The sequence below is a fragment of the Variovorax endophyticus genome, assembly GCF_025376855.1.
GTDB lineage: Bacteria > Pseudomonadota > Gammaproteobacteria > Burkholderiales > Burkholderiaceae_C > Variovorax.
In genome coordinates, this window is sequence record NZ_JAHUTH010000056.1 from 1 (window position 1) to 12,353 (window position 12,353).

Here is a 12,353-nt window from a genome sequence, read left to right on the forward strand (position 1 = left end):
GCTGCATGCCGAGCGCAACCAGGACATCGAGGTCGAGCACGACGAGACCCACTCGGTGGGGCGCGACCGCAGCAAGAAGGTCGGCCGCAACCAGCTCGGCACCATCGGCATGGCCTACATGCACAACGTGGGCCTCGCCAAGATGGTCAACATCGGGCTGGCCTACTCGTTCAACGTCGGCATGCTGCGCAACACCCTGGTGGGCATGGTCGACAACACCATGGTCGGCAAGACGCAGACCACCAAGGTGGGCGAGAAATACCTGCTCTCGGTGGGCGGGGACAAGGGCAGCCACATCGAGATGGACGGCAAGACCATCTCGCTGCGCGTGGGCGCCTCGGTAGTGCAGCTCAAGGCCGACGGCTCGATCGCGGTCACCGGCAAGAAGATCAACATCACCGCGCAGGGCGACGACGTGACCGTCAACGGCGAGCACATCTGGCTCAACCCCGTGGGCGGCGCGGCGGCGCTGCAGCCCGCGGCGGTGCCGAGCGCGCCGCCGGCCGAGCCGCCGGGCAGCCCGCTGGCCAGCCTGGGCGCGCTGATGGGCGGCAACCCCGCCGAACTGCTCGGCAAGGCCGGGCAGCTCGCATCGATCGCCCAGCAGGTGGCCGCCGGCGGCGGCGACGCGGCGGCCCATGCGACGCAGGTCCTGGGCACGGTCACGAGCGCGGTCGCCAGCGGCGTCGGCGCGATCGACAAGTCCGGCGCCCATGGCTGAGCCCGCGCCGCCGATCCCCGCGCCGCGGCTGCGCCAGCTGCGCAACGCCACGTCCTTCGTGCACTTCCAGTTCGACAAGATGGGCAAGGGGCGGCGCTTCCACGACGTGGTGGTGCTGTGCGCGAGCTTCGTGCTCGCGCCCGGCCGGCTCGAGGCCGCGGCCTCGCACCGCGGCCCGGTCTTCGCCGACGAACCCTGGGATGCCGCGCAGCCGGCGCTGTCGAGCCTGCGCACCGCCACCGACCTGCTGCTGGTCAAGCCCGGTGCCGACGTCTACCTGACGGGCACCGCGCACGCGCTCGACTGGACGCCGCGCGACGCATGGCAGGCGCGGCTGCGGCTGTCTCGCGAGGAGACGCCGCTGCTGGACAAGACGCTGCGGCTGACCGGGCCGCGCCACTGGGACTGGCAGCCCGAGGCCGCGCAGCGCACCCTGAGCGCCCCGCAACCCGCGCTCGCGGTTCCGCTGCGCTACGAGCTCGCCTATGGCGGCTGGGGCTTCGACCCGGGCGACGACGCATCGGCCGCGCCGCGCACCCACGCGGCCAATCCCTGCGGCAGCGGCTGGTTCGCCGGCGCGGCGCAGGGGCAGCATCCCGGCGCGCGCCATGCGGTCGAGCAGCCCTTTCCCGGACCGCAGATCGAGCATGCCGACGCGCCGCTCTCGCAGGCCAACCACGAGGACGCGCGGCCGGCCGGCTTCGCGCCGATCGCGCGCTTCTGGCAGCCGCGCCTCGCGCTGGCCGGCACCTACGACGATGCCTGGCGCGAGCGCCATCGCGACCAGCCCTACATGGACTATGCCGAGGACTTCGATGAAGGCTTCTTCCAGTACGCCCCGGCCGACCAGGTCGTGGCCGGTGGCCTGCGCGGCGACGAAACCCTGCGGCTGAGCGGCTTCTTCGCCTCGGCGCCCGACCTCGAGGCCCGGCTCCCGCGGCTGTGGATCGAGGCCCTGTGCCGTGGCGGCGACGGCACCGAGCGCAGCACGGCGATGAAGCTCGACACCGTGCACATCGACCTGGACGAGATGCTCGTGCACCTGACCTGGCGGCTCACGCTCGACCAGGCGCTCGACACGGTCGCGGTCGACCTGTTCGAGCGAGCGCTCCCGCAAGGCATCGGCGGCGCACCGGCAGCCATGGAGACCACCGGATGAGCGCAGAGAAACACATCGCCGACGCGGAGTCGCGCTTCATGGTGGTCAACGTGGCGCCCGACTTCTGCATCGTCGGCAACCAGGTCGTGCCCTTCGACATCGTCTCGATGCTGCCGCCCGAGCAGGCCGCCTACTCGCACACCGTGTTCGCGCGCGGCGAGAAGGTGCTGATGGTCGACAGCATCGTCAAGGGCGTGGCGGGCAACGCGGGCAGCGGCGTGCGCTCGGGCGTCTCGCTCGGCGCGGGCAACGTGAAGATCGTCGCCGGTTCGCAGACGGTGTTCGTCGAGAGCCGCGCCGTGGCGCGCCATGGCGATCTCTGCGAGATGAACGGGGCCGCCTGATGAGCTCGATCCCGGAGGACGAGGAGAAGGCGCCGGGGCAGGCGGTGCCCGCGCCCTCGCTGTCCTCCCTGCTCACGACGCCGCCCTTCCTCGGCAACGGCACGCCCGGGCGGGTGCTGACCTTCGAGGTGCCCAAGGGACCGATGGTGCGCCGCCGCCCCGGCATCTGCGGCGAACCCTACGCGCGCGCCAAGGCCGAGTTCGACGCCAAGCCCTGGTACGTGCGCTGGACCGCCGGCACCGACCGGCCCGTCGGCGTGGAGCCCACCGACGAACTCATGCGCGCCAAGGAGTTCCAGCGCGAATGCGAGAAGTGGCCCGAAGAGGTGCCGCAATCGCTGATCGACGACAAGCGCCAGCGGCTCGCCGACCACCTGACCGGCAAGGCCCCGCTGCCGCCCGAGGAATCGCTGCGGGTGCGGCGCGACCTCGACTTCGTCAGCGACGTCTACAACCCGGGCCCGCGCTACAGCGCGCCGCTGACGCCGCAGGAGCAGGGCTGGCTCGACGAGCGCAACCTGCGCTGGGGCAACACCATGGGCATCGCCTTCCTGGGACCGGTCTACGGCGGCCCGGGCGCGCTCACGCGCCTGCTCGGCGGCTCGGAGCAGGCGGTCGCGGGCGTGAACCAGCTCTCGGGCAGCCTCGTGGGGGTCGCCCGCACGCGCACCTTCGCCCGGCTCGCGGCGGAGCGCCGCGCGGCCTCGGGCGAGGCGCTCGCCAGGTCGCGCGAGATGAACCGCGGCGCGCCGCTGGAGCCGCTCGATCCCGCGGCCGCGGCGCGCGGCACGGTGGTGCAGCGCAAGTACACGCCGCTCGACTGGGAGGCCGTGGTGCCGAAGAAGGGCCCCTACAAGGGCGAGAAGCGCGAGGACCACGTGCGCCGCCACAACCAGGACGTGCCGGGCAAGGACAGCCACGGCGTGTTCTACAAGGACGGCGTCGACACCACCAACCGGGCCTGGCAGCGGGCGCAGGACCTGGGCCTCAAGCCCGACGCCACCGGTATGCTCCGGGTTCCGATGGACGAGATCGTGGGCCGCGCGGGCGGAAACGCCGCGGCGACCGGCGAGCTCTTTCGCTCGGTCGAGATGAAGCTCGTGCCCGGCACCAACCAGATCATCACCTCCTACCCCGTCAAATGAGAACCCTCTACTGGTCCAGCACCTGCGCCAACTGCAACCAGGGCCGCCTCCTGTTCCAGAACGACATCACCAACGCGCGGGTGTACGTGCACTGCGAGGAATGCGAATGGGGCTGGCTGCATCCCGAGGGCCTCGGCGACGTGGCCCAGGGCTTCCTCACGCTGCTGAGCGACTACGAGACCACCGACCCGACGCTCGAGGAGATCGAGCGCAGCGAATGGCGCGGCCACATCGCGGGCTCGTTCGAGGAAGCGTAGAAGGAGCCGGGAGGGGACGGGCCGGCCGCAGCGCCCTCAGGCGCGCGCCGGCTCGGTCGGCACTTCGTCGGCCGGCGGCGGCACATCGGCGCCGCGCGAGACGCGTGCCACCAGGTACATGCCCGTGAACACCGCCGCCAGCAGCAGCGCGTCGCCCCACCAGGGCCGCACGGTCTGGCTGTCGCCATAGAAGGCCAGCACCAGCAGCACCGCCACCAGGTGCGCGCAGAACACCGGCAGCGAGGCCGACCCCATGGCCTCGAGCCAGCCCAGCCGAGGCAGCCTGCGCATCAGCCAGGGACCGAAGCGCACCGCGAGGATGCCCAGCGCCACGAGGTTCACGAGCCGCAGCGGCCCGAGCAGCCACTTGTCGAACAGCAGGTTGCGCTCCACGTCGCCGCCGAACGGCGCCTGGCCATTGATGCCGGTGTGGCGCCAGTAGAAGCAGTACAGCGCCACGCCCGCCGCCAGCAGCAGCAGCCAGGCCGGAAAGCGCAGCGGCTTCACGCCCGGCGCATTGCGGCTGGCGCCGATGGCCAGCCCCGCGAACCAGAGGAACTGCCAGGCGTAGGTGTTGAAGGCGCCCATCTCGTGGTACGGGACCGGCAGCCCCAGGTGGCGCACCGCCAGCCCGTAGACCCACTCGCTGAAGCCGGACTGCGCCGCCGCCCACAGCACCGCGCTCAGCGCCATCACCGGCAGCCAGCCATGGCGCATCGCGAAGGCCAGCACCCACGGGCTCATGAGCATGAAAAAGATGTACATCGGCAGGATGTCGAGCAGCGCCGGCTCGTAGATCAGCAGCAGCCCGTAGATGAAGCCGTCGCGCGGCGCCGCCAGGTAGTACGAGACCAGGTTCTTGACCGCCGGCTGGTCGATGTGCAGCCCCACGCCGGTGATGACGGTGAACAGGAACAGCAGGGTGGCGGCCTGGCAGAGGTAGACCTTGAGCACGCGGCGCCAGAACGCGCTGCGCATCGACTCGAGGCCGCGCGCATGGCCGATGCGGCTGTAGACCAGGCCGGCGACGAAGGCCGACAGCAGCACGAAGCCCTCGGCCGCCGAAACGAAGCCGAAGGGCTGGCCCAGCGGGTCCGTCAGCCGCGTCGGCAGGTGGGTGACGGTCATCAGCACGAGCATCAGCCCGCGCAAGGCGTCGATTTCCCAGTAGCGTTTCATCGGTTGGCGGCGGTTTCCTGACTTCGTCCGCGCGACGCTCGCCCGGGTCAACGATTGTAAGAAGAAGGGGCGACTTCGCAGGCGCCGGCCCACCGGCCTATGACAGACGGCACTGCCGTGGCGCCATGCAAATCGGCTACCCTCGTGCGCTGTCCTCAGGAGGAGATAGTTGTGAACAGTTCGATGAGTGCGCGGTCCCTCTGGTTGGCCTTCGGCGCGGCGGCACTGGCCGCCCCCGCGTTCGCGCTGCAGATCACCAGCCTCACGCCCCAGGGCGAGGTCTCGCGCGTGCGCCAGGTGGTCGCCAAGTTCGACCAGGCCGCGGTCAACTTCGGCGATCCGAAGGCGCCGGCGCCGCTGTCGGTGAGCTGCACCGACGCGCAGGCCGGCAAGGGCCAGGGCCGCTGGACCGACGCCAAGCAGTGGGTCTACGACTTCGAGAACGACCTGCCGCCCGGCGTGCGCTGCACCATCGGCCGCATCGCTTCCTTCAAGCCCGCCAACGGCGAGCTGACCGGCCCCGAGCGCTACCAGTTCTCCACCGGCGGTCCCTTCGTGCGCAGCTTCCAGCCCGGCAGCTACGGCAAGATCGACGAGCAGCAGATGTTCGTGCTCGAGCTCAACGGCCCGGCCACGCTCGACAGCGTGCGCGAGAACGTCTGGTGCGCGGCCGACGGCATCGGCGAGCGCGTGCCCGTGAAGCTGATCGAGGGCGCCCAGCGCACCGAGCTGCTCAAGGCCTATGGCCGCGACAAGGCCGCCGCCAAGGAGCCGCTGCGCTTCGTCACGCTGCAGTGCAACCGCACGCTGACGCCCGGCAGCAAGCTGCAGATCGTCTACGGCAAGGGCGTGGCCACGCCCTCGGGCGTCGCCAACAGCGTCGAGCGCCGGCTGAGCTTCGAGGTGCGCGAGCCCTTCGCGGCCTCCTTCACCTGCGAGCGCGAGAACGCGCAGGCCGCCTGCCTGCCGCTGCGCCCGATGACGCTGCAGTTCAACGCCCCGGTCACGCGCAAGATGGCCGCGGCGATCCAGCTCAAGGGCGGCGGCAAGACCCTCGCGCCCAAGTTCGACGACGAGGGCTCGTCCCAGAACGCCGACGACGTGGTGAGCTCGATCAACTTCGCGCCGCCGCTGGCCGAGAGCACCTCCTTCACCATCGAGCTGCCCTCGAAGTTCGAGGACGCCTCGGGCCGGCCGCTGGCCTCGCCCGACAGCTTCCCGCTCAAGGTGGCGACCGGCGCCATGCCGCCGCTGGCCAAGTTCGCGGCCTCGCCCTTCGGCGTGATCGAGCGCCTGGCCGAGCCCGACACCCCGGCCATGATGCCGGTGACGGTGCGCCGCGTGGAGCCGCAGCTGATGGTGCAGGCGCTCACGCCCGGCAAGGTCAGCGACATCAACCCGAAGACCGACGCCGAGATCATCGAGTGGCTGCGCAAGGTGCGCCGCTACGACAGCTACTCCATCGCGCGCACCGAGGCGCGCAAGGACCTGCGCACGCCGCTGCCACCGGTGCTCGACAGCAGCGACAAGAGCTACGTGCAGACCCGCACGCTGTCGCTGCTCTCGGGCCAGCCCGGCGTGAAGACCCTCGACATGCCCAAGGCCGAGAGCGGCGACCCGCGCCCCTTCGAGGTCATCGGCATCCCGCTGACGCCGGGCTTCCACGTGCTGGAGATCGCCTCGCAGAAGCTCGGCGACGCGCTGCTCGACGAGCGCCTGGGCGCCAACCGCACGATGTACGTGCGCACCAGCGCGCTGGCCACCAACCTCGCGGTGCACTTCAAGCTGGGCCGCGAAAACTCCATGGCCTGGGTCACCACGCTCGACAAGGGCAAGGTGGTGGCGAACGCGCAGGTGCGCGTGTCCGACTGCCGCGGCAAGGCCGTGGCCTCGGGCACCACCGGCGCCGACGGCACCGTGATGCTCGAGGGCGTGCCCTCGAAGGCGCCCAACTGCAACGGCGAGGACGAGTACGGCGAGGGCTTCTGGTTCGTCAGCGCGCGCGCCAAGGACGAGAAGGGCGTGGAAGACCTCGCCTTCACGCAGAGCGACTGGCAGCGCGGCATCGAGCCCTGGCGCTTCAACGTGCCCACCAGCCTGCAGCCCGAGCCCGACCGCATCGCCCACACCATCTTCGACCGCACGCTGCTGCGCGCCGGCGAGACGGTGTCGATGAAGAGCCTGATCCGCACCCAGACCCGCAAGGGCTTCGGCCTGCCCGACGGCACGCCCGACACGCTGGTCATCACCCACCAGGGCAGCGGCCAGCAGTTCACCCAGCCGCTGGCCTGGCGCAAGACCGCCACCGGCGGCCTGAGCGCCGAGAACAGCTTCGCCATTCCGGCCGCGGCCAAGCTCGGCGTCTACGAGGTGCAGCTGCGCAGCGGCGGCGCGAAGAAGAACAGCGAGGAGGGCGACGGGGACGAGGAGGACGGCGGCGGACGCAGCTTCGCGACCGGCACCTTCCGCGTCGAGGAATTCCGCCTGCCGGTGCTCGAGGGCCGCATCGCGCCCAGCGACAAGAAGCCGCTGGTGGCGGCCACGGCCGTGCCCACCGACGTGCAGATCAACTACGTGGCCGGCGGCGGCGCGGCCAACCTGCCGGTGCGCGTGTCGGCCATGGTGCGCGGCAAGAGCCTGAGCTTCTCCGACTACGACGCCTTCAGCTTCAGCCCGCCGCGGCCGGTGGAGGCCGCGGGCCTGCAGGCGGCCACCGCGGCCGGCCCCGAGGCCACGGGCGGCGAGGAGGACCTCAACAGCGCGAGCGACACGCGCGTGATCGCCGACAAGCTGCCGCTCACGCTCAACAAGGACGGCGCGGGCAAGCTCACGATCGACAAGGTGCCCAAGGTCAAGGCCGCGCGCGAGCTGCTGCTGGAAGCCACCTACGCCGACCCGAACGGCGAGGTGCAGACCATCCGCAGCACGCAGACGCTGTGGCCCGCGGGCGTGATCGCCGGCATCAAGACCGAGGGCTGGGTCTCGACCGCGCAGAAGGTCAAGTTCCAGGCGCTCGCGCTCGACCTCGCGGGCAAGCCCCAGGCCGGCGTGACGCTCAACGTGCGCGCGGTGGCGCGCATCACCACCACCAGCCGCAAGCGCATGGTGGGCGGCTTCTACACCTACGACAACAAGACCGAGACCAAGGACATCGGCACCGTCTGCAGCGGCAAGAGCGACGCGCGCGGCCTGCTGCTGTGCGAGACCGAGCTCAAGGACGCCGGCGAGGTGGAGCTGGTCGCCAGCGCCACCGACAGCGAGGGCCGCGACGCCCGCGCCGCCAGTTCGGTCTACGTGACCAAGCAGGGCGAACTCTGGTTCGGCGGCGAGGACAACGACCGCATCGACGTGCTGCCCGAGAAGAAGAGCTACCAGCCCGGCGAGACCGCCAAGTTCCAGGTGCGCAGCCCGTTCCGCTTCGCGACCGCGCTGGTGTCGGTCGAGCGCGAGGGCGTGATCGAGACCCACGTGGTGCAGCTCAACGGCCAGGATCCGACGGTCACGCTGCAGGTCAAGCCCGAGTGGGGCCCGAACGCCTACGTGAGCGTGCTCGCGCTGCGCGGACGGCTGCGCGAGGTGCCGTGGTACAGCTTCTTCAGCTGGGGCTGGAAGGCGCCGCGCGAATGGTGGACCGCCTTCTGGTACGAGGGCAAGGAGTACGTGGCGCCGACCGCCATGGTCGACCTCAGCAAGCCGGCCTACCGCCTCGGCATGGCCGAGATCCGCGTCGGCACGCGCGCCCACCAGCTCGACGTGACGGTGGCCAGCGACAAGCCCAGCTACCCGGTGCGCGGCAAGGCGCAGGTCACGATCACGGCCAAGCTGCCCGACGGCAAGCCGGCCGCCGGCGCCGAGGTCGCACTGGCCGCGGTCGACCAGGCGCTGCTCGAGCTGATGCCCAACGACAGCTGGGACCTGCTCAACGCAATGCTGCAGCGGCGCAGCTGGGGTGTCAGCACCTCGACCGCGCAGATGGAGATCGTCGGCCGGCGCCATTACGGTCGCAAGGCCGTGCCCGCGGGCGGCGGCGGCGGCAAGGGCCAGACGCGCGAGCTGCTCGAGACCCTGCTGATCTGGAACCCGCGCGTGGTGCTCGACGCCAACGGCCAGGCCGTGGTGACGGTGCCGCTCAACGACGCGCTGACCACCTTCAAGATCGTGGCGGTGGCCGACTCGGGCGCCGACCTGTTCGGCACCGGCCAGGCCAGCATCCAGGCCACGCAGGACCTGCAGATCATCAGCGGCCTGCCGCCGCTGGTGCGCGAGGACGACCAGTTCCGCGCCCAGATCACGCTGCGCAACACCACGCAGAAGGCGATGAAGGTGGAAGCCACGCCGCGCGCCACGCTGCTCACCCTGCAGCCGCAGACGGTGGACATCCCCGCCGGCGAGGCGCGCGAGGTGGCCTGGAACGTGACCGCGCCGGCACAGCTCGCGCAGACGCGCGCCGAGGCGATCCTGTGGGAGATCGAGGCCAAGGACACGCTGGGCGGCGCACGCGACGCGCTCAAGGTGCGCCAGCGCATCGTGCCCTCGGTACCGCTCACGGTGCAGCAGGCCACGCTGGTGCAGGTCGACGGCCCGTTCACCATCGACGTCGCGCCGCCGGCCGACGCCCTGCCCGGCCGCGGCGGCCTGAAGCTGTCGCTGCAGCCCAAGCTGGCCGAAGGCCTGCCGGGCGTGCGCGACTGGTTCGCCAACTACCCCTTCATCTGCCTCGAGCAGAAGACCAGCAAGTCGGTCGGCCTGCGCGACGCGAAGATGTGGCAGGGCGTGCTCGCGCAGCTGCCCACCTACCTCGACAGCGACGGCCTGGCGAGCTACTTCCCGCCGCGCGACGGCGAGGCCAACGGCGGCAGCGACATCCTGACCTCGTACCTGCTGGCGGCGACCAACGAAGCGGCTTCGCTCGATCCCGCCTTCGCGCTCGCCGACGACGTGCGCGCGCCGATGGAAGCCGGCCTGATCGCCTTCGTCGAAGGCCGCCTCACGCGCGACTTCTGGAGCCCGCGCAAGGACCTGGACGTGCGCAAGCTGGCCGCGCTGGAGGCGCTGTCGCGCTACGGCAAGGCCTCGGGCGCCATGCTCGGCAGCATCACCATCGCGCCGAACCAGTGGCCCACCAGCGCGGTGATCGACTGGCTCAACATCCTCAAGCGCGTGCAGGACGTGCCGCAGCGCCAGCAGCGCCTGGACGAGGCCAACAACGTGCTCAAGGCGCGGCTGTCCTACCAGGGCACCAAGCTGATCTTCAGCACCGAGCGCGACGACTACTGGTGGTGGCTGATGACCAACGGCGACGTCAACACCGCGCGCCTGCTGCTGACCGTGATGGACGACCCGGCCTGGAAGGACGACATCGGCAAGCTGGCCAACGGCTTCATCGGCCGGCAGCAGAACGGCGCCTGGCACACCACCACCGCCAACCTCTGGGGCGGGCTGGCGCTCGAAAAGTTCAGCAAGGTGTTCGAGAACACGCCGGTGACCGGCATCACCGCCGCCACCCTGGGCGCGGCCAAGGCGCAGGTCGACTGGAGCAAGGTCGAGCGCGTGAAAGCCAGCGACGCGACCGGCGCGCCGAACCAGACCACCTTCTTCGGCGCCCCGGCCTCGCCGGGCAACCTGCGCAACAACGGCATGTTCCTGCCGTGGGCCGCGTCGCCGGGCGGCGCGCCGGTGCGCGACACCCTGCTCGTGACCCAGCAGGGCACGGGCAAGCCCTGGCTCACGATGCAGTCGATCGCGGCGGTGCAGCTCAAGGCGCCGTTCGCGGCCGGCTATGCGATCAAGAAGACCGTGACGCCGGTCGAGCAGGCGGTGGCCGGCAAGTACACGCGCGGCGACGTGCTGCGCGTGAGCCTGGAGGTCAACGCCAGCGCCGACATGACCTGGGTCGTCATCAGCGACCCGGTGCCCGGCGGCGCCACCATCCTCGGCAGCGGCCTGGGCCGCGACTCGCAGATCGCCACCCAGGGCGAGAAGAAGTCGGGCGCCGGCTGGCCGGCCTTCGAGGAACGCAGCTTCGAGGCCTTCCGCAGCTACTACCAGTACCTGCCCAAGGGCGTGGTGAAGATGGAGTACACGGTGCGGCTGAACAACGTCGGCGACTTCGCGCTGCCGCCGAGCCGCGTCGAGGCGATGTACGCGCCCGAGATGTTCGGCGAGGTGCCGAACGAGCGCATCAAGGTCGAAGCGGCGCGCTGAGGCCGCCGCCGCGGGTGACGGCCCGGCGCAACGCGCGGCCGGCCGTCATCCCGCCTTCATCTGGGTTCGTCACCATCGCCGCCACGAACCACGAGGAGTGATCCATGGGCCTGGCCATCTGCGTCGGCATGCTTGCCGAGCTGCTCGAAGACGATCCCGAGGGCGCCGAGGCGTTCGAGGAGGACCTGGCGGAAGTCAACCGCGTGCTGGCCGCCGCCGGCCTGCCGCCGCACACCGAACCGCGCGAGGCGATCGAGTTCGACTCGCGCGCCTCGATCGAGAGCTTCCCCTACTCCTTCATCCATTACCTGCGCCGCGCCTACGCGCACCGCGTGCTCGCGCCCGACTGGGTGGCCACGCCGCTGGCCGACGACGTCGATCCCACGGCCGACCCGAAGATCCAGACCCTGCTCGACAGCGAGGACAGCCACCTGCTGTGCCATTCGGATGCCGAGGGCTTCTACGTGCCGGTGGACTTCAAGGAAGTGCTGTTCGACGAGCGCGACGAGGACGATGAAGCCGAGGAAGAGGACGAGGAAAAGGACGACGAGGACGTCGACCTCTCGCGCGGCCCCGAGGAAGACGACATCGAGGACGAGGAAGAGGACGAGGATGACGACGAAACCCTGGGCCTGCCCGGCGGCATGCTCGGCTCCTCGTACCGCCTGCTCGAGGAACTGGTCTACGTGGCGCCCGCGCTGGGCATCCACCTGAACAACGGCAAGCTCGGCGACGAGGAGGCCGAGCGCATCGACGCGCTGATCGAGGACGACAACGGCCTCTACCGCGAGTACGCGGCCTGGCTGCTGCTGTACGAGGCGGCGCGGCTGAGCATCGCGCATCGCACGGCGATCGTGTTCTGCTGAAGCACGCCGCGCTGGCTCGCCGGCGCGGCACGCGGTACAACGGTGGCCGGCACCCAGGAAGGACATCCTCATGACCCGGCGACTGCTCGAGATCCGCACCTACCGGCTGAAACCCGGCACCCTCGAAGCCTTCCACGAGGCCATGCACGCGCGCGCCGTGCCCATGCTGCGCGCCAGGGGCATGGACGTGGTGAGCTACGGCCGCGGCGACCACGAGGAAGAGAGCTACCACCTCGTGCGCGCCTATGCCGATCGCGCGGCGCTCGAGGCCGAGCAGTCGGCCTTCTACGGCAGCGCCGAATGGCGCGAAGGCCCGCGCGCCGCGCTGGTGGACCGCATCGAGACCTACCTCAACACGCTGCTCTGGGCCTCGGGCGAGGCGGTGGACAGCATGCGCGCGCTCAACGCGCCGGACTGAGTCCCGAGCGGCGCGCTTGTCATTCCCGGTCTTTCCCGATGGGCGCCGCGCGACCGGCGG

At 70.9% G+C, this 12,353-nt stretch carries 9 protein-coding genes; 8 read left to right on the top strand and 1 reads right to left on the bottom strand.

Annotated elements, in window-relative coordinates:
- From KV106_RS39075 to KV106_RS39095, 5 genes are all read left to right on the top strand, one after another.
- Window positions 1–721 (top strand): bacteriophage T4 gp5 trimerisation domain-containing protein (locus tag KV106_RS39075; protein WP_409976603.1); only part of this gene is annotated, 721 nt, incomplete at its 5' end.
- Complete coding sequence (locus tag KV106_RS39080; protein ID WP_261217745.1) at window positions 714–1,880, top strand: DUF2169 family type VI secretion system accessory protein; 1,167 nt, start codon at window positions 714–716, stop codon at window positions 1,878–1,880. The genes KV106_RS39075 and KV106_RS39080, both read left to right, overlap by 8 nt.
- Window positions 1,877–2,224: a PAAR-like domain-containing protein gene (locus KV106_RS39085; RefSeq protein WP_057596401.1), complete on the top strand. Its 348-nt coding sequence runs from the start codon at window positions 1,877–1,879 to the stop codon at window positions 2,222–2,224. Before KV106_RS39080 ends, KV106_RS39085 begins: the two co-directional genes overlap by 4 nt.
- On the top strand, window positions 2,224–3,369 hold the full coding sequence (locus KV106_RS39090; protein ID WP_261217746.1) for a hypothetical protein: 1,146 nt from the start codon (window positions 2,224–2,226) through the stop codon (window positions 3,367–3,369). The genes KV106_RS39085 and KV106_RS39090 overlap by 1 nt, the downstream gene beginning before the upstream one ends.
- Window positions 3,366–3,626 carry a hypothetical protein gene (locus KV106_RS39095; RefSeq protein WP_261217747.1) on the top strand — a complete coding sequence of 87 codons (261 nt, stop codon included), beginning with the start codon at window positions 3,366–3,368 and terminating at the stop codon, window positions 3,624–3,626. Before KV106_RS39090 ends, KV106_RS39095 begins: the two co-directional genes overlap by 4 nt.
- A gap of 36 nt (window positions 3,627–3,662) precedes the next feature.
- Here KV106_RS39095 and opgC read toward each other — a convergent pair whose 3' ends face one another.
- Entirely contained in the window at window positions 3,663–4,805 is a 1,143-nt protein-coding gene (gene opgC / locus KV106_RS39100; RefSeq protein WP_261217749.1) for an OpgC domain-containing protein, read from the bottom strand.
- Window positions 4,806–4,988: 183 nt separating this feature from the next.
- On the opposite strand from opgC, the gene KV106_RS39105 reads away from it, so the two are divergent.
- The 3 genes from KV106_RS39105 to KV106_RS39115 all read left to right on the top strand — a co-directional run bounded on the left by KV106_RS39105 (window position 4,989) and on the right by KV106_RS39115 (window position 12,293).
- On the top strand, window positions 4,989–11,009 hold the full coding sequence (locus KV106_RS39105; protein WP_261217751.1) for an alpha-2-macroglobulin family protein: 6,021 nt from the start codon (window positions 4,989–4,991) through the stop codon (window positions 11,007–11,009).
- A 104-nt stretch (window positions 11,010–11,113) separates the two neighbouring features.
- Window positions 11,114–11,875, top strand: coding sequence for a hypothetical protein (locus KV106_RS39110; RefSeq protein ID WP_261217753.1), 762 nt, complete (start codon window positions 11,114–11,116; stop codon window positions 11,873–11,875).
- A 70-nt stretch (window positions 11,876–11,945) separates the two neighbouring features.
- Window positions 11,946–12,293: an NIPSNAP family protein gene (locus KV106_RS39115; RefSeq protein WP_261217754.1), complete on the top strand. Its 348-nt coding sequence runs from the start codon at window positions 11,946–11,948 to the stop codon at window positions 12,291–12,293.
- The last annotated feature ends 60 nt before the right edge of the window (window positions 12,294–12,353 follow it).

What these genes read in the sequence shown, in the direction of transcription:
- KV106_RS39115 (WP_261217754.1), top strand. Translation starts at nt 11,946, where the DNA reads ATGACCCGGCGACTGCTCGAGATCCGCACCTACCGGCTGAAACCCGGC.
- KV106_RS39095 (WP_261217747.1), top strand. Translation starts at nt 3,366, where the DNA reads ATGAGAACCCTCTACTGGTCCAGCACCTGCGCCAACTGCAACCAGGGC.
- KV106_RS39090 (WP_261217746.1), top strand. Translation starts at nt 2,224, where the DNA reads ATGAGCTCGATCCCGGAGGACGAGGAGAAGGCGCCGGGGCAGGCGGTG.
- KV106_RS39085 (WP_057596401.1), top strand. Translation starts at nt 1,877, where the DNA reads ATGAGCGCAGAGAAACACATCGCCGACGCGGAGTCGCGCTTCATGGTG.
- KV106_RS39110 (WP_261217753.1), top strand. Translation starts at nt 11,114, where the DNA reads ATGGGCCTGGCCATCTGCGTCGGCATGCTTGCCGAGCTGCTCGAAGAC.
- opgC (WP_261217749.1), bottom strand. Translation starts at nt 4,805, where the DNA reads ATGAAACGCTACTGGGAAATCGACGCCTTGCGCGGGCTGATGCTCGTG.
- KV106_RS39080 (WP_261217745.1), top strand. Translation starts at nt 714, where the DNA reads ATGGCTGAGCCCGCGCCGCCGATCCCCGCGCCGCGGCTGCGCCAGCTG.
- KV106_RS39105 (WP_261217751.1), top strand. Translation starts at nt 4,989, where the DNA reads ATGAGTGCGCGGTCCCTCTGGTTGGCCTTCGGCGCGGCGGCACTGGCC.